The organism is Streptomyces albiaxialis (assembly GCF_039530985.1).
GTDB lineage: Bacteria > Actinomycetota > Actinomycetes > Streptomycetales > Streptomycetaceae > Streptomyces > Streptomyces albiaxialis.
Genome location: NZ_BAAAPE010000024.1, coordinates 13,560 through 29,910, shown reverse-complemented (window position 1 = coordinate 29,910; position 16,351 = coordinate 13,560). Strand labels below are relative to the sequence as shown.

The 16,351-nt window shown below is 73.6% G+C and carries 11 protein-coding genes; all 11 read left to right on the top strand.

The window, feature by feature from the left end; translation table 11 throughout:
- On the top strand, nucleotides 1-1,769 hold a 1,769-nt coding region (locus ABD343_RS36545), incomplete at its 5' end, for an SDR family NAD(P)-dependent oxidoreductase (protein ID WP_344534634.1).
- 4 nt (nucleotides 1,770-1,773) lie between these two features.
- A complete protein-coding gene (locus ABD343_RS36540) occupies nucleotides 1,774-6,246 on the top strand; it encodes a type I polyketide synthase (RefSeq protein ID WP_344534632.1) in 4,473 nt (1,490 codons plus the stop codon).
- Between the two features lie 63 nt (nucleotides 6,247-6,309).
- Nucleotides 6,310-7,779 carry an NAD(P)/FAD-dependent oxidoreductase gene (locus ABD343_RS36535; protein WP_344534630.1) on the top strand — a complete coding sequence of 490 codons (1,470 nt, stop codon included), beginning with the start codon at nucleotides 6,310-6,312 and terminating at the stop codon, nucleotides 7,777-7,779.
- The gene (locus tag ABD343_RS36530; RefSeq protein ID WP_344534629.1) at nucleotides 7,776-8,873 is read left to right on the top strand and encodes a MupA/Atu3671 family FMN-dependent luciferase-like monooxygenase; all 1,098 of its coding nucleotides are present in this window, start codon (nucleotides 7,776-7,778) and stop codon (nucleotides 8,871-8,873) included. The genes ABD343_RS36535 and ABD343_RS36530 overlap by 4 nt, the downstream gene beginning before the upstream one ends.
- Complete coding sequence (locus tag ABD343_RS36525; protein WP_344534627.1) at nucleotides 8,870-9,307, top strand: nuclear transport factor 2 family protein; 438 nt, start codon at nucleotides 8,870-8,872, stop codon at nucleotides 9,305-9,307. The genes ABD343_RS36530 and ABD343_RS36525 overlap by 4 nt, the downstream gene beginning before the upstream one ends.
- A gap of 31 nt (nucleotides 9,308-9,338) precedes the next feature.
- Nucleotides 9,339-9,809 (top strand): nuclear transport factor 2 family protein, encoded by a 471-nt coding sequence (locus ABD343_RS36520; RefSeq protein WP_344534625.1) that lies wholly within the window; start codon nucleotides 9,339-9,341, stop codon nucleotides 9,807-9,809.
- A 206-nt stretch (nucleotides 9,810-10,015) separates the two neighbouring features.
- Nucleotides 10,016-11,452, top strand: coding sequence for an NAD(P)/FAD-dependent oxidoreductase (locus ABD343_RS36515; protein ID WP_344534623.1), 1,437 nt, complete (start codon nucleotides 10,016-10,018; stop codon nucleotides 11,450-11,452).
- A gap of 17 nt (nucleotides 11,453-11,469) precedes the next feature.
- Nucleotides 11,470-13,980 (top strand): type I polyketide synthase, encoded by a 2,511-nt coding sequence (locus tag ABD343_RS36510; protein ID WP_344534621.1) that lies wholly within the window; start codon nucleotides 11,470-11,472, stop codon nucleotides 13,978-13,980.
- A 99-nt stretch (nucleotides 13,981-14,079) separates the two neighbouring features.
- Nucleotides 14,080-14,427, top strand: a complete 348-nt coding sequence (locus tag ABD343_RS36505) for an acyl carrier protein (RefSeq protein WP_344534619.1) — start codon at nucleotides 14,080-14,082, stop codon at nucleotides 14,425-14,427.
- Nucleotides 14,428-14,437: 10 nt separating this feature from the next.
- Entirely contained in the window at nucleotides 14,438-15,658 is a 1,221-nt protein-coding gene (locus tag ABD343_RS36500; protein WP_344534617.1) for a cytochrome P450 family protein, read from the top strand.
- Entirely contained in the window at nucleotides 15,655-16,344 is a 690-nt protein-coding gene (locus ABD343_RS36495) for a hypothetical protein (protein WP_344534615.1), read from the top strand. Before ABD343_RS36500 ends, ABD343_RS36495 begins: the two co-directional genes overlap by 4 nt.
- The last annotated feature ends 7 nt before the right edge of the window (nucleotides 16,345-16,351 follow it).

The window sequence follows — 16,351 nt, the reverse complement described above, 5'->3', positions numbered from 1 at the left end:
CGCGGCTCCTCGCCCCCGTCCCCGAGGGCTGGACGTACGCACAGGCGGCGGGCTCCCTCTCCGGCTACCTGGCCGCCTGGCACACGCCGGCCGAGAGCACGGAGCCGGAGAGCGGCGGCGAAAACGGCATCGCCGTACGGGCGTTGGCCCCGCACTGGCGCCCCGCGTCCGAGGCGTTCCCCGCGCTCACCGCGCCGCTCGGCGACGGCGTGCTGCGCCCTCTCCCCGTCGCGCCCCGGGACACCCGGCGCGCCGCCGAGGGCCCGGAGCAGCCGCAACCGGCCGCCCCCGTCCCTATCCCCGTCCCCGTCCGCACGTTCCGTCCTCCGCTCGACCCGGACGGCACGGTGCTCGTCACCGGCGGCACCGGCGCGCTCGCCGGAGTGGTCGCGCGGCATCTCGCCGGGCGGCACGGCGTACGGCGGCTGCTGCTGGCCGGCCGCCGGGGGCCGGACGCACCCGGTGCCGACGCGCTCGCGGCCGAGCTGTCGGAGCTGGGCGCCGAAGCCGAGTTCGCCGCCTGCGACGCGAGCGACCGGGCCGAACTGGCCGCGCTGCTCGCGTCCGTGCCCGACGACCGTCCGCTGACCGCCGTCGTGCACACCGCGGCCGTCGTCCGCGACGCCACGGTCCAGTCGGCGACCCCGGAGCAGTACGCCGAGGTGCTGCGGGCCAAGGCCGCCTCGGCGTGGCATCTGCACGACCTCACGCGGGAGAAGGATCTCGCGGCGCTGGTGCTGTTCTCGTCCGTGACGGGCCTGGCGGGCGGCGCCGGGCAGGGGAGCTACGCGGCGGGGAACGCGTTCCTCGACGCGCTGGCCCAGCACCGGCGTGCGCTGGGGCTGCCCGGGACGTCCCTCGCCTGGGGGTTCTGGGACCTCCGGGAAGGCATGTCGGGCGAGTTCACCGAGGCCGACCGGGCACGCAACGCACGCGCCGGGGACCTGGGGCTCGCCCCCGAGCAGGCGCTCGCGCTGCTCGACACGGCGCTCGGCCGCGACGACGAGGCGCTGCTCGTGCCCGTCCGGCTCGACCTCCCCGGCATGCGCCGCAGGGCGGGCGGCACGGACGGCGCCGGTCCCGGCGCCGACGGGATCCCCGTCGTCTTCCGGCACCTGGTGCGCGGCGCGGCGCCGCGCGGCGGCCCGGCCCCGAACGGTGGCCGGGACCTGGCCCGTTCGCTCGCCACGCTGTCCGGGCCCGGACGGCGGCGCGCCCTGCTCGACCTGGTGTGCGCGCAGGCCGCCGCGGTGATCGGGCACGAGTCCGGCTCGTCCGTGCCCGCCACGCAGAACTTCCGGGAGCTGGGCTTCGACTCGCTGACCGCCGTCGAGCTGCGCAACCGGCTCGGCTCCGCCACCGGGATGCGGCTCCCCGCCACGCTCGTCTTCGACCACCCGACCCCGACGGCGCTCGCCGAACTGCTGGACCGGCGCCTCGGACCGGCCGACGGCGCGGGCGGCGGGCCGGGCGGCGGCGGACCGGCCGACGACGGCTCGGCGGGCACGGTGCTCGCCGGGCTCGACACGGTCGCCACCGCCGTCACCACGCTCGCCGAGGACGAGCGGCGGCGGGTGGCGGCACGGCTGGAGGAGCTGCTGCTGGCCGTTGCGCAGCCCACGGGCGGTGGCGGCGGCGCCGACCCGGACGAGAACGCGCGGCTGAGGTCGGCCACCGACGCCGAGCTGTTCGACATGCTCGACAGCGAACTGAGCGGACACGGCCGCCCCGGTTCCGCCGACCACGACATGCCGTCCGAGCGGGATTGAGGACATGGCCGACGAAGAGAAGCTGCGCAGCTATCTGAAGCACGCCACGGCCGATCTGCGGCAGGCACGGCGGCGGGTGAGCGAGCTGGAGGAGCGGGGACGGGAGCCGATCGCGATCGTGGGCACGGCCTGCCGCTTCCCGGGCGGCGTCCGCTCGCCGGACGACCTGTGGCGGCTGGTCGCGGACGGGGTGGACGCCGTCTCGGCGTTCCCCGGTGACCGGGGCTGGCCGCTGGACGCGCTGGCCCGTACGGACGGGTCCGGCGGCAGCGTCACGGATCAGGGCGGCTTCCTGACCGACGCGCCGCTGTTCGACGCCGGGTTCTTCGGGATCAGCCCGCGCGAGGCGGTGGCGATGGACCCGCAGCAGCGGCTGCTGCTGGAGACCGCGTGGGAGGCGTTCGAGCGCGCCGGGCTCGGCCGGGAGGAGCTGGCGGGCTCCCGGACGGGCGTGTTCGCGGGCGTCTCCTCGCAGGACTACATGACGCTGGCGGGCGGGACAGTCGCCGACGACGTGGCCGGTTACGTGGCCACCGGAAACAGCGGCAGCGCGCTCTCCGGCCGGGTGGCCTACGCCTTCGGGCTCGAAGGCCCCACCCTGACGGTCGACACGGCCTGTTCCTCATCCCTGGTGGCCATCCACCTGGCCTGCCAGTCCCTCCGGCAGGGCGAGTGCGGGCTCGCGCTCGCGGGCGGGGTGACGGTGATGGCGACGCCGGGCATCTTCGTCGAGTTCACCCGCCAGCGCGGGCTCGCCCCCGACGGCCGCTGCAAGCCGTTCGCGGCGGCGGCCGACGGAACGGGCTTCGCCGAGGGCGTCGGCACGGTGCTCCTGGAACGCCTCTCGGACGCCGAGCGCCACGGGCACCCGGTCCTCGCGGTGATACGGGGCTCCGCCGTCAACCAGGACGGCGCGTCCAACGGCCTCACCGCACCCAACGGCCCCTCACAGGAACGCGTCATCCGCCAGGCCCTCGCCAACGCCCGCCTCACCGCCACCGACATCGACGCCGTCGAGGCCCACGGCACCGGCACCACCCTCGGCGACCCCATCGAGGCCCAGGCCCTGCTCGCGACGTACGGCCAGGGCCGCCCGGCCGACCGGCCGTTGCTCCTGGGCGCCGTCAAGTCCAACCTCGGGCACACCCAGGCCGCCGCGGGCGTCGCCGGAGTCGTCAAGATGGTGATGGCCCTGCGGCACGGCCTGCTGCCGGCCACCCTGCACCTCGACGCGCCCACGCCGCACGTCGACTGGGACGCGGGCGCCGTACGCCTGCTGGACCGGGCGGAGCCATGGCCCTCGGCGGACGGGCCCCGCCGGGCGGGTGTCTCCTCGTTCGGGGTCTCGGGCACCAACGCCCATCTGATCCTGGAGGAGGCGGCCGGAACCGGTGACCCCGGGCGGCCTCCCGGCCCGGCGCCTGAGGCGGAGCGCGAGCGGGCGGAGATCACACGCGCGGCGGCCGCGCCGGACGGTCCCTCCCCGGCGGGGCCCGTGCCGTGGGTGCTCTCGGCCCGCAGCGGGGCGGCATTGCGCGGCCAGGCCCGGGCCCTCGTCGCCCACTTGGAAGCCGACCCGGACATCTCCCCCGAGGAGGTGGCCTGGTCCCTCGCCACCGCGCGTACGGCGTTCGAGCACCGGGGAGTGGTGTCGGGCGAGGAGCGCGAGGAACTCCTGGCGGCCGTCCGCGCCCTGGCCTCGGGCGTCGATCACCCGGGCGTCTTCACGCCGGGAACGGCGCCCGGTCCCGGCCGCACCGGCCTGAACGTGTTCCTCTTCAGCGGCCAGGGCAGCCAGCGGGTCGGCATGGGAGCCGAGCTGCACGCGCGCTTCCCGGCGTTCGCCGAGGGGTTCGACGAGGTGTGCGCCCACCTGGCGGACAGCCTGGAACACCCGCTGCGCGAGGTCGTCTTCCACGGGCCTCGAGAGCTGCTGGATCACACCACGTACGCGCAGACCGGCCTGTTCGCGCTTCAGGTGGGGATGCTGCGCCTGCTGGAGGCGGCGGGGCTCCGGCCCGACGCGGTGATCGGGCACTCCATAGGCGAGGTCGCGGCGGCCTACGCGGCGGGGGTCTTCGACCTGCCGGACGCCTGCCGCCTGGTCGGCGCGCGAGCCCGTCTCATGGGCCGCCTCGCCCCCGGAGGGGCCATGGCCGCCGTGCAGGCGCACCCCGGGGAACTGTCCCAGGACCTGGCCGCCTGCGAGGGACAGGTCACGATCGCCGCGCTCAACACCCCGGACGCCACGGTGCTCTCGGGCCCCTCGCCCCTCGTCTCCCGTATCGCGGCCGCGTGGGCGGAACGCGGACGCAAGACCAAGGCCCTGCCGGTGAGCCACGCGTTCCACTCGCCCTTGATGGAGCCCATGCTCGATGACTTCGCTGCGGCCATCGACAGTCTGGCCTACCGGGCGCCGGACCTGCCGCTCCTCAGCAATCTCACCGGGAAGCCCGCCGACGAGTCCCTCGCCACACCCGGCTACTGGGTTCAGCAGGTCCGTCAGCCCGTTCGCTTCCACCCGGCCGTGACGCACCTCGCGCCGGAGGCGCAGACATTCGTGGAGATCGGCCCCGACCGGACGCTGGCCACCGCGGCCCGGCAAACGCTCCAGAGCACCGGCCCCGAGCACCGGTCCGACCGCCGCCCCGGCACCCTGTCCATCCTCTCCGCCAGGCAGCCGGAGACACGTTCGCTCCTGCGGGCGCTCGCGGAACTGTACGGCGACGGCACCGACGTCGACTGGCGGCCGTTCCTGACCGGTGCCCGGCCCCGTTCCGTCCCGCTTCCGACCTACGCGTTCCAGCGCGAGCGCTACTGGCTCGAACCCGGCCCCCGGACCGGCGACGTCGCGGCGGCCGGACTGCGGGCGGTGGATCACCCCTCGCTCGCGGCCTCCTGGGAACTGCCGGACGGCGGACTGTCCCTGACCGGCCGCCTGGCCTGCGACGACACCGGCTGGCTCGACGGGCAGACCGTCGCGGAAACGGCACCCGCACCCGGCGCCACCGTGGTGGACTGGGCCCTCCGGGCCGCCGACACTGCCGGCTGTCCAGGAGGCATCGGCCATCTGACGCTCCACGAGCCGCTGGTCCTCCCCCCTGACGGCGGCCTCCTGGTCCACGTGGCCGTGGGCCCGCCCGGGGAGGACGGCGGACGCACCGTGCGGGTGGACACGCGCCCCGAGCCCGAGGACGAGGACAGCGGGGGCGAGGGGTGGACCTGCCACGCGGAGGGGACTCTCCTCGCGTCCCCGCCGCCGGGCACCGACGAGCAGCGGGACCCCGACGCCGCCTGGCCCCCGTCCGGCGCCGAGCCGGTCGACGCCGAGAACCTCTACGCCGAGGCGGCCGGGGCAGGGCACGACTGCGGCGGCGCGCTGCGCGGCGTCCGCGCGCTGTGGCGCGACGGGGACACGCTGCTGGCCGATGTCGTGCTGCCGGAGGGTGCGGGCGACCCCGACGCGTACGGCCTCCACCCGGTGCTGCTGGAGGCCGCGCTCCACCCCGCCCTGTTGGGCCGCGCCCCGTACGGCCCGGACGCCCCGGACGCCCCGGGCGGCCCGGACGACGACCCCGCCGCCGCCCGCCCTCGGCTGCCGTACTCCTGGTCGGGGGTGACGCTGTGGGCGACAGGCGCGACGACGCTGCGGGCGACGCTCTCTCCCCTTCCCGGCGATGCCGACCGTTCGGCGGGCGTCCGGCTGACGCTGGCCGACCCCGCCGGAGAACCGGTGCTCACGGCGGAAGGCGTGCGGTGGAGGCCCGTCGACGCCGAACGGCTGCGTGCGGCGCGGGAGCGCGTGGCCCGGACCGCGCCCGCCCGGGGCACCCCCCGGGACACGCCACGTCCCTCGCGGCCGCGCGCCGTGACGACCGGCCCGGGCGCCGCCCCGGCCGGGGAGGCGGACACGACGGTCCCCGGCGCCCTGGCGACACGCCTGGCGGCGTCACCGCCCGAGGAACGGCTGCCGCTGCTGCTCGACCTCGTACGGTCGCGCGCCGCCGACGTCCTGGGGCACGACGGGCCCGAGATGATCCCGGCCGACAGGGGGTTCCTCGACATCGGCTTCGACTCGCTGACCGCTACGGAGCTGGCCGAGAAACTCGCCTCGGCCACCGGCCTGTTCCTCACCACGCCCGCCGTATTCGACCATCCGAATCCGACTGCCCTCGCGGAATTCCTGCTGACGGAACTGTCCCCCCGGGAAACCGTCTCGTTCCGCTCCCTTTCCGACTCGCTCGTCAAGCTGGAAGCAGCACTTCCCGGCCTGCTGCGGAACGGGGACGACGGACGCGGAGCGTTGAAAGGGCGCCTGCGGTCATTGCTCGCGCGGATGGAGGAATCGGAGGCGCCGGCGAACGGCGACGGAGTCGGCGAACGGCTGGAGTCCGCGTCGGTCGAAGAGCTTCTCTCCTTCATCGACGAATCCCTCGGCCGGGCGGCGAACGACAAGACCAGCGCTAGATCCGCTTAAGAATCGGCGACGACCATGACGGGACGGCGTCGCGCCGCCTCGAATCACGACGAGAGGCAATCCATGTCCAAACCCGAACGGGGAATTGTTCTGGGTGGCGGCTGGGCCGGAATGCTCACCGCCCGGATGCTCTCCCGCCATATGCGGCACGTCACGGTGGTGGAGCGCGATGTCTATCCGGACACGCCACGGTCCCGGAAGGGCACACCCCAGGCGCGGCACAGCCACATCCTGTGGTCCGGCGGGGCCCGCGTCGTCGAGGAGTTCCTGCCGGGCACGCTGGACCGGCTCACCGACGCCGGAGCCCACCGGATCGTGCTCCAGCGGGACGCGGTCACGCTCGGCCCGCACGGCTGGCAGCACCGCTTCCCGTCCCGGCAGTTCGCGCTCATGTGCGGGCGCCCCCTGCTGGACTGGGTGGTCCGGGAGCAGGTCCTGGCCACCGGTCACATCCGGGTGCGGCAGCACACCGAGGCCCTCGCCCTCGCCGGCGGGCCGGAGCGGATCACGGGCGTCCGGGTACGGGACACGGTCGGCGGCGCGGAGGAGACGCTCCGCGCCGACCTGGTCGTGGACGTGACCGGGCGGGGCTCCCGCATCACCAACTGGCTCGGCGAGCTGGGGCTGCCGCCGCTCGACGAGGACGTGGTGGACGCCGGGATGGCCTACTGCTCGCGGATCTACCAGGCGCCTCCGGGCGCCACCAAGGGCTTCCCGCCCGTGAACCTCGCCGCCGATCCGCACACCGGCGAGCCCGGCCGCTTCGGTGCCGTGTACCCGCAGGAAGGCGGGCGCTGGATCGTCACACTGGCCGGAACGCGCGGTGCCGGACTCCCGACCCACGAGGCGGACTTCCTGCCCTACGCGCGGTCGCTGCGTGACCCTCTCGTCGCGGACCTCCTGGAGGACGCCACCCCGCTGACCGGCCTCATGGTCTCCCATTTCGGCGTGAACCGCCGCCTCTACCCGGAACGGCTCGGCCGGTGGCCGGAGGGGCTGCTGATGCTCGGCGACGCCCTGGCCGTCTTCAACCCCATCTACGGGCACGGCATGAGCGCCGCCGCACGAGGGGTCGCCGCGCTCGACGAGCACTTGACGAAGCCGGGGCCCCGCACGGCCCGCGACGCGCAGGCGGCGATCGGCGAACGCGTCGACGCCCCGTGGATCATGGCAGCGTCCAAGGACATCGAGTACGTCAACTGCCGTGTGCGTACCACTGATCCGCGGCTGACCGGCGGGGCGGCCGACCGGCACCGGTTCTCCGCGTTCATCGACACCCGCGCCCTGCGCAGCCCGGCCGTCAGTGCGGTGATGACCGACGTCGCCAGTCTCTCGACCTCCCCGGCGGAGCTGAGCAGCAGCCGCTTCCTCGCCCTGATGTCGAAGGACGAGCTGCTTCCGGAACTCACCGCTCCGCCGCTGAGCGCCGACGAGCTGGCCCTGGTGAACCTGGAGCCCCGTACCCCGGTCACGGCCGCCGCCGGTCCCCTCGGCTCCCCCGCAGTCGTCAGTGAGGAAGGCCCCACGTCGTGAGCACACATTCCGGTCCCCGGGCGGCCGGCGGTCAGCCGTCCTTCAGCCTGTTCTTCTTCTCCGACGACCGCGAGCGGAGCAAGGAGGCCAGTTACCACCTCGTGCTGGAGGCCGCGAAGTTCGCCGATGCCGAGGGATTCGACAGCATCTGGGTGCCGGAACGGCACTTCAACAAATTCGGCGCCCTCTACCCGAACCCGTCGGTGCTCGCCGCCGGCATCTCCACGGTCACCGAGAACGTCGGGATCCGGGCCGGGAGCGTCGTCGTCCCGCTCCACCACCCGGTGCGTGTCGCGGAGGAGTGGGCGATGGTCGACAACCTCTCGCGGGGACGGGTCGGCATCGCCGCCGCCTCGGGCTGGTCCCCGGGCGACACGTTCCTGTCCGACGCGGACTTCGGCAGGCGGCGCGAGGAGACCTTCGAGCGTGTCGACACGGTCCGCAGGCTCTGGCGCGGGGAGCGGGCCGACGTCCGTACGCCGCGCGCGCGCCGCGAGGACGGGGAGGAGGAAGTGCTGCGTACGACCTACCCGCGCCCCGTCCAGCCGGAACTGCCCACGTGGATCGCCACCGTGGGCACCCGCGAGACCTGGGTGCGGGCCGGCGAGTGCGGCCATCACATCCTCACGGCGCTGGTGGCCACCACCCTCGACGACATCGCCGACCACGTCCGCGCCTACCGCGCGGCACGGGCCGGGAACGGCCACGCACCGGACGCGGGGCGGGTCACGATGATGATCCACACCTTCCTCGGCCCCTCCGACGCCGAGGTCCGCGCTACGGTCCACGAGCCGCTGGTCCAGTACATCGAGACGCACATCAACCAGGCCGGCGGACACCAGGACGCGCCCGACGCGGCCGGCAAGCGGAACCTGGCGGAGTTCGCCTTCGAGCGCTACTACACACGGAACGGCCTGTTCGGCACCCCCGAGACGGCCCTGCCGGTCGTCGACAGGCTGCTGGCCGCGGGCGTCGACGAGATCGCCTGCCTCATCGACTTCGGCGTCGAGGACGAGGCCGTGCTCCAGGGACTTCCGTACATCTCGATGCTGCGCAAGGCCACGCTCGAACGGCACGGTGGGGGGCGGCGATGATCGACGAGATCGCGCGGAAGAAGATCGTCGTGGAACACAGCCGCCTGCTCAGCGTCGGCGACCTCGACGGCCTCATGGCGATGTACGCGGAGAACGTCACCTTCGAGGACCCCGTCGGCTCGGGCAGACGGCGGGGCCGGGACGCGCTGCGGGAGCATTTCGCCCGGAGCGTCGAGGCGGGGATCGACGAGACCACCGGCCAGCCGGTCGCGGGCCAGGACGGCCTGCACGCCCTGGCCCCGGTCGTGTCCGTCATGGACTACCTCCCCAAAGGACCCGAGTTCGTCGAGCGTGGCTGGCTCGACCCGCCGTCCGCCACCGACGAGGCGAGGCTGACCTGCGCGTACGTCCTGGTGCTCCGCACCGGGGTGGGCGGCCTGATCGAGGATCTGCGGGCGTTCTGGGGTCGTTCCGACCTGACGCTCACCCCCTGAATCCACCACCGGCCACGACGCGGGAGGCGACATGCCCGACGAGGCGACCAGGAAGCACATGGTCCACGAGTACGCCCGGCGCATCAACGACGGAGATGTCGAGGGCCTCCTCGCCCTGTTCACGGACGACGTGGTCTTCGAGGACCCGGTCGGCGCCCGGCCGCTGCGGGGCAGGTCCGAGCTGCGGGAACGGATCGCCGAGGCCGTAGCGGGCGGGGTGCACGAGACTCCCGGCCGCGTGGTCACGTCCATGGACGAACGCTGGGTGGTGGTGCCGTCGACCATCACCGTCGAGGAACCGACCCGGATGACCTTCCACGTCATCGGAATCATGGAAGTCGGCGAGGACGGCCTGAGCAGGCACGTCCAGGCGTTCTGGGGCATGACCGACACCCACGTCGGCGACGGGCCCCGCCCGGCCGGCGTCGAGCAGTACGCCGAAGTCGCCCAGCAGCTCACGGAGATGGGCCGGGCGGCCAGGGAGCGGACGGAGTCCGCCTAGGGGGTGTCTGACACATGAGCGCGGGAGAAGGAGCGGTGTCTGGTGCGTGCGATCGCAAGGCGCCGGAGCGCCCTCGTAGCGGAGCTACTAGGGCGTTTCGGCAACGCCGCGAGCGTGCGTGCCGGACACCGCGACGCCGCGGGCATTTGTCAGACACCCCCTAGGGCGGCCGGCCATCGGGCGCAGCGAGGCGAAGGAAGGGAACCGTGACACGACCCGGACATGGAATCGTGGTGGGCGCGAGCTGGGCGGGCATCTTGGCCGCCCATGTGCTGGCCCGGCATTTCGACAGCGTCACCGTGGTGGAGCGCGACGCCCTGCCGGACGAGCCCCGGCACCGCCGGGGGACGCCCCAGGCACGGCACGGCCACATCCTGTGGTCGGAGGGCGCCGACATCGTCGAGGCGCTGCTGCCCGGCACGGCGGACAGGCTGCTGGCGGCCGGGTCGCGGAAGCTGCGCTTCCAGACGGACCTGGTGACACTGACGTCGCACGGATGGCAGCACCGCTTCCCGCCGCGCCAGTACGGCCTGATGTGCACCCGCCCGCTGCTGGACTGGACGGTACGCCATCAGGTCCTCGCCGACGGGCGGATCACGCTGCGAGAGCGGACCGAGGCGCTGGAACTCACCGGCGACGACCGGCGGGTGGCCGGGGTCCACGTCCGGGACGTCGACAGCGGCTCGCGGGAGGTGCTGGAAGCGGATCTCGTGGTGGACGCCTCGGGACGCGGCTCCCGCATGCGGCGCTGGCTCACCGGCCTCGGCCTGCCCGACGTGGAGGAGGACGTGGTCGACGTCGGCATGGCCTACGCGAGCAGGATGTACCGGGCCCCGGAGGGCGCGACCGAGCTGTTCCCCGCCGTCAACGTCGCCGCGGACCACCGTGAGCGGAAGCCCGGCCGGTTCGGCGTGGTCTATCCGCAGGAGAACGGCCAGTGGATGGTCACACTCTCCTGCACCCGCGGAGGCGAACTCCCCACCCGGGAACAGGACTTCCTCGCCTACACCGACACCCTGCGCGACCCGCTGGTCAAGGATCTCATCAGCCACGCCGAGCCGCTGACCCCGGTGTCCGCCTCACGGCTCGGCATCAACCGCCGCCTGTACCCGGAGCGGCTGGAGCGCTGGCCCGACGGCCTGGTCGTGCTCGGGGACTCGCTCGCCGTGTTCAACCCGATCTACGGGCACGGGATGAGCGCGGCGGCCCGGGGCGCCGCGGCCCTGGACGAGCATCTGGCCCGGCCCTTCGGTTCCGGCGCCGCGCACCGGGCGCAGCGGGCGATCAGTGCCGCCGTGGACGATCCGTGGATCATGGCCGCTTCCAAGGACATCGCCTTCGTCAACTGCCGCAACAAGGCCAGGGACCCCCGGCTGACGGGCGGCGCGACGGCCCGGCAGTCGTTCGCCGACCTGGTCGCGGGCCGGTCCATCCGCTCCCCCGAGGTGTCCGACATGGTGACCGACGTGATGAGCATGACCGCGCCGCAGTCCACGCTCGGCACCAGCGGCTTCATGGCGCTGCTGCACGCCGACGGGATGCGTCCCGACCTCACGGAACCCCCGCTGAGCCGGGAGGAACTGGACCTCGTGGGTCTGAGCCCGCGCCGTGCCGTGGGCGCACGCGGCGCAGCGGCACGGTGAAGGGCGGGAGTCCGGGCATGGCGGACACCAGCACGCTGGTCGACTACCTGCGATGGACGGCGGCCGAGCTGCACCGGACCCAGCGGCTGCTGCGCGAGGCCGGCCCCGGCACCTCGGAGCCGGTCGCGATCGTCGGCATGGCCTGCCGGTTCCCCGGTGGCGCCGACACTCCGGAGCGGCTGTGGGAACTGCTGGCCGACGGGCGGGAGGCGATCTCCGATCTTCCCGCCGACCGCGGCTGGGACCTGGAGTGGCTCTCCGGACTCGACACCGGGGTGAGCGCGCGCGGCGGCTTCCTCGACGACGCGGCGGACTTCGACGCCGACTTCTTCGGCATGAGCCCGGAGGAGGCGCTGGCCACGGAACCACAGCAGCGTCTGCTGCTGGAGGTCGCCTGGGAGGCGGTGGAGAGCGCGGGCATCGACCCGCGCGGCCTGCGCGGCAGCCGGACCGGGGTGTACGCGGGCGTCTCCTACCACGACTACGCCGCCCGGCTGCGCACGCTGCCCGCCGGGCTGCTGGGGTATCTGGGCAACGGCAACGCCGCGAGCGTGGCCTCCGGCCGCGTGGCCTACGCCCTGGGGCTCGTCGGCGCGGCCGTCTCGGTGGACACCGCCTGTTCCTCGTCGCTGACGGCGATGCATCTGGCGTGCCAGGCGCTGCGCCTGGGCGAGTGCGACCTGGCCCTCGCGGGCGGCGCCGCCGTCATGTACAGCCCGCACACCTTCTTACTGTCCGCCGCTCAGGGGCAGTTGGCGCCGGACGGCCGGTGCAAACCGTTCGCGGCGGCCTCCGACGGCATGGTGTGGGGCGAGGGCGCCGGCCTGGTGCTGCTGGAGCGGCTGTCGGCGGCGCGCCGCAACGGGCGACGGATCCTCGGTGTGATCCGGGGCTCCGCGGTCAACCAGGACGGGGCCAGCACCGGCATGGCGGCCCCGAACGGACCCGGCCGTCAGCAACTGTTCCGGCAGGCCCTGGACGATGCCCGGCTCACGCCCGACACCGTCGACGCGGTCGAGGGCCACGGCACCGGCACGGCCATCGGCGACGCGATCGAGGCCCAGGCCGTGCTGTCCGTCTACGGCCAGGACCGCCCGGCCGACGCGCCCGTGTGGCTCGGCTCCAGCAAACCGAACGTGGGCCACTGCCAGGCGGCCGCGGGACTGGTCAGTGTGGTGAAGATGGTGCTGGCGATGCGGCACGGCGTACTGCCGCCCATGCCGGGGACCGACCGGCCGACGCCGCTGGTGCGCTGGCAGTCCGGGGCCGTCGAGCTGGCGGGCGAGCCCCGGGACTGGCCGCGCCGGGACCGCCCGCGGCGCGCCGGGGTGTCGGCTTTCAGCATCTCGGGCACCAACGCGCACCTGATCCTGGAGGAGGCCCCGCCGGGCCCGGCACCGGACACGGACGACATGGCCGGGGACGTCCAAGCCCGGGGCGTCGAGGCCGGGGACGTTCCGGCCGCCGGCGTCGTGCCGTGGGTGGTGTCGGCCCGCACGCCCGAGGCGTTGCGGGACCAGGCCGCGCGGCTGGCCGCACACGTCGCCGACGATTCCGGGCTGTCCAGGTGGGACGTGGGCTGGTCGCTGGCCGCCGGCCGCTCGGCGTTCGAGCACCGCGCCGTCGTGCTCGGTGACGGGCGCGGCGAGCTGCTGGCGGGGCTGGAGGCGCTGGCCGCCGGGGCGGACCACCCCCGGGTCACGGCCTCGGAAGCCCCCGCGGCGGACGGCTCCGGGAAGGTGACCCTCGTGTTCGACGACGGGGCCGGGGCGCGCCCGGGTCTCGGAGCCGTCCTCTACGGCCGTTTCCCCGCCTTCGCCGCCCGCTTCGACGACGTGTGCGCGCAGTTCGACCCGGAGCTGGACCGCCCGCTGCGCGAAGCGCTGTTCGCCGAGGGCCGTGAGCTGTCCGGCCTGCCCGTGTACGCCCGGGCGGGAGTGTTCGCCCTGCACATCGCCCTGGCCGGGCTCGTGGACACGGCCGGGATCCGTCCGGCCCAGCTCGCCGGCCACGGTGCGGGAGAGATCGCCGCCGCACACCGCGCCGGGGTCTTCGGGCTGCACGACGCCTGCAAACTCGTGGCGGTACGTGCCGCGCTGGACGACCACGACGGCGCCGCCGACCCCGGCACGCGGGAGCGGCTGCGCGCGCTGCTGGGGTCGGTGGCCTACGAGAAGCCGTCCGTCCCCCTCGTCCGCGACGCGACGGGCCGTCCCGCGGACGAGCAGGTGGCCACCCCGGAGCACTGGTGGGAGCGGCTGACACGGTCCGCGCCGCCCCGCGTCGCCGAATCCGCGGAGCCCTCCGAGGGGTTCGTGCTCCGTCTCGGCCCGGACACCGGGGAAGGCGCCTTGCTGACCGCGCTCGCCGACGCCTGGGTGCGGGGTCTGCCGGTCGGCTGGGGGGCGCTCTGCGAAGGGCCCCGGAGCCCGCGCACCGTGCCGCTCCCGACCTACGCCTTCCAGCGGCGGCGTTACTGGCTGGCGGAGGAAGAGCCGCACACCGCGAAGAGCGAGGGACCCGAGTGAAACGGGGCGTTGGAGCGATTTTAGAAGAACGTTCCACTATGCGAGGCATGAAGGCCCGCATCGCCCTCCAGAAGCGCCCCCAGAAATGGAAGGAGTGTCATGACGCAGAGCGGCACCAGTGAGGAGCACACGGTCGTGGAGAGCGAGGACCTGCGGGCAACGCTCGCGGCGGCCGGCACGGAGGAGCGGGAACGCCTCCTGCGGGAAGCCCTGCGCGCGCAGACCGCCGGCGTTCTCGAACAGCCCGACATCGGTGAGGACAGCAATTTCCTCGAACACGGGCTCACTTCCCTCAAGGCCCTGGAACTCACCCGGGGTATCACGTCCCTGACCGGAATCGAGATCCCCCTCGTCGCGGTCATCGAGAATCCCACCCCCGGCCAGCTCGCGCGCTACGCCTCCGAGGCATTCGCCCCGGAGAGCGGCGCGAACGCCGACAGCGCCTAGGGGGACCGCGATGGCCGTCGAGCACGCATCTCACCGCTTCTCCCCGGCCGCCCCCGAGCTGGTCGAAGACCCCTTCGGAGGCAGCCCCGTCTGGATGCTCACCCGACACGACGACGTGACCGCGATGCTCGGCGACCGGCGCTTCGTCACCAACTCCCGCTCGCTGTCCGGGGGCAGTGACTTCTACGCCGAGATGCTGGTGCAGCTCGGCATCGACGAGACCGTGCTCCCCTATCTCACCGGAAACCTCGTCCACGTCGACCCCGAGGACCACACGCGGCTGCGCAGGCTCGTCACCCGGGCCTTCACCCCCCGGCGGATCGCGAAACTGCGCCCCCGTGTCCAGGGCATCACCGACGAGCTGGTGGACGCCCTGCCGGCCCGTGCCGAACGGGGCGCCGTCGACCTGGTCGAGCACTTCGCCTACCCGCTGTCCATCACCGTCATCTGCGAACTGCTCGGGGTGCCCGTCCAGGACCGGCCGCTGTGGAGGGCCTGGAGCGAGGACATCGCGAGCATGGACCCGAAGCGGATGAACTCCATGCTCGCCGACGTGAGCGCCTACGTCGACGACCTGGCGCGGGAGCGCCGGGCCCGTCCGGCCGACGATCTGGTCACCGGGCTCGTGCAGGCGCGGGACGAGGACAGCGGGCGGCTGTCGGACACCGAGCTGATCACCATGGTGCTCACCCTGATGGTGGCCGGGCACGAGACGACCGCACACCTCATCGGCAACGGCATCACGGCCCTGCTGACCCACCGGGACCAGTTGGAACTGCTGCGCGCGAACCCCGAGCTGATGCCGGGTGCCGTCCAGGAGATCCTCCGCTGGTGCAGCCCCATCGTCCTGACCCAGCTCCGCTTCGCCACCGAGGAGGTGACGATCGGCGGCGCCCGAATCCGGAGAGGGGAGCAGGTCCAGGCGGTGCTGAGCGCCGCGAACCACGATCCCGGGCGCTATCCGGATCCCGACGTGCTGGACATCACCCGCCGTGTGGACTCCTCGGGCCACCCGCACCTCGCCTACTCGCACGGTGCCTACTACTGCCTGGGCGCCTCCCTCGCCAACCAGGAGGCCGAAGCGGCGTTCTCCACGCTCTTCGGCCGCTACCCCGGTCTGGCGCTCGCCGTACCCGAGGGCGAGCTGGCGTGGCGGCCGCAGCCACACGCCCGGCAGCTCATCCGGTTGCCGGTGACCCTCAGTTCGATCCCCGAAAGGAGCGCAGTATGACGAGGCGTGCCACAGACACACAACGGGACCGGGTCCCCTGGCGCACCCTGGGGGCGACAGCCCTCACCCTTGCCCTGTCGGGCTTTCTCATCGCCGCCTCGCCGGTGGGCGCCGAGGACGGCGAGGGAAGCGCCCCGAAGCAGGCCGCGAAGGACGCCCGGAAGAGCACGCAGAAAAAGGAAGCCCCCAGGCCCGCCCCACCGCAGATGAAGGCGCTGGATCCGCTGCTCGGCAACTGGAAGTGCGTACAGACGGATCCGAAGCCGCCGGAAGGCTCCGAGGGCACCGTCAGCTATATGACGACCCATCGCTCGCTGAACGGGCACTACCTGTACAGCGATGTGATTCTCAACCCGGGGAATCTGCGCGGCCGCCAGGTCTTCGGCTGGAATCCGGTGAAGCACGAGTACATCAGGTACAGCTACGACGACTGGGGCACCTCGGAGAGCGGAACCTCTCCCGGGCCGAAGGACGGCCGCCTCGTCTTCCGCGGCTCCGGCACCGAGGTGATGGTGCCCAGCGAGACCGGCAAGGCGGAGGGCATCCATATGAAGGAGCTGGTGGACGAGTACACGTTCGTCCGGCCGGGCCTGCGGAAGGTGCACACGTCCGTCACCACGCCCGACGGCAAGACCGTCGAATACGGCGGCTACTGCGAGCGGACGAAGAAGAAGCCGGCCATGTGACGGTGAC

Excerpts from the sequence above, each read along its gene's own strand:
- ABD343_RS36540 (WP_344534632.1), top strand. The coding sequence starts at position 1,774 with ATGGCCGACGAAGAGAAGCTGCGCAGCTATCTGAAGCACGCCACGGCC.
- ABD343_RS36535 (WP_344534630.1), top strand. The coding sequence starts at position 6,310 with ATGTCCAAACCCGAACGGGGAATTGTTCTGGGTGGCGGCTGGGCCGGA.
- ABD343_RS36525 (WP_344534627.1), top strand. The coding sequence starts at position 8,870 with ATGATCGACGAGATCGCGCGGAAGAAGATCGTCGTGGAACACAGCCGC.
- ABD343_RS36520 (WP_344534625.1), top strand. The coding sequence starts at position 9,339 with ATGCCCGACGAGGCGACCAGGAAGCACATGGTCCACGAGTACGCCCGG.
- ABD343_RS36510 (WP_344534621.1), top strand. The coding sequence starts at position 11,470 with ATGGCGGACACCAGCACGCTGGTCGACTACCTGCGATGGACGGCGGCC.
- ABD343_RS36505 (WP_344534619.1), top strand. The coding sequence starts at position 14,080 with ATGACGCAGAGCGGCACCAGTGAGGAGCACACGGTCGTGGAGAGCGAG.
- ABD343_RS36500 (WP_344534617.1), top strand. The coding sequence starts at position 14,438 with ATGGCCGTCGAGCACGCATCTCACCGCTTCTCCCCGGCCGCCCCCGAG.
- ABD343_RS36495 (WP_344534615.1), top strand. The coding sequence starts at position 15,655 with ATGACGAGGCGTGCCACAGACACACAACGGGACCGGGTCCCCTGGCGC.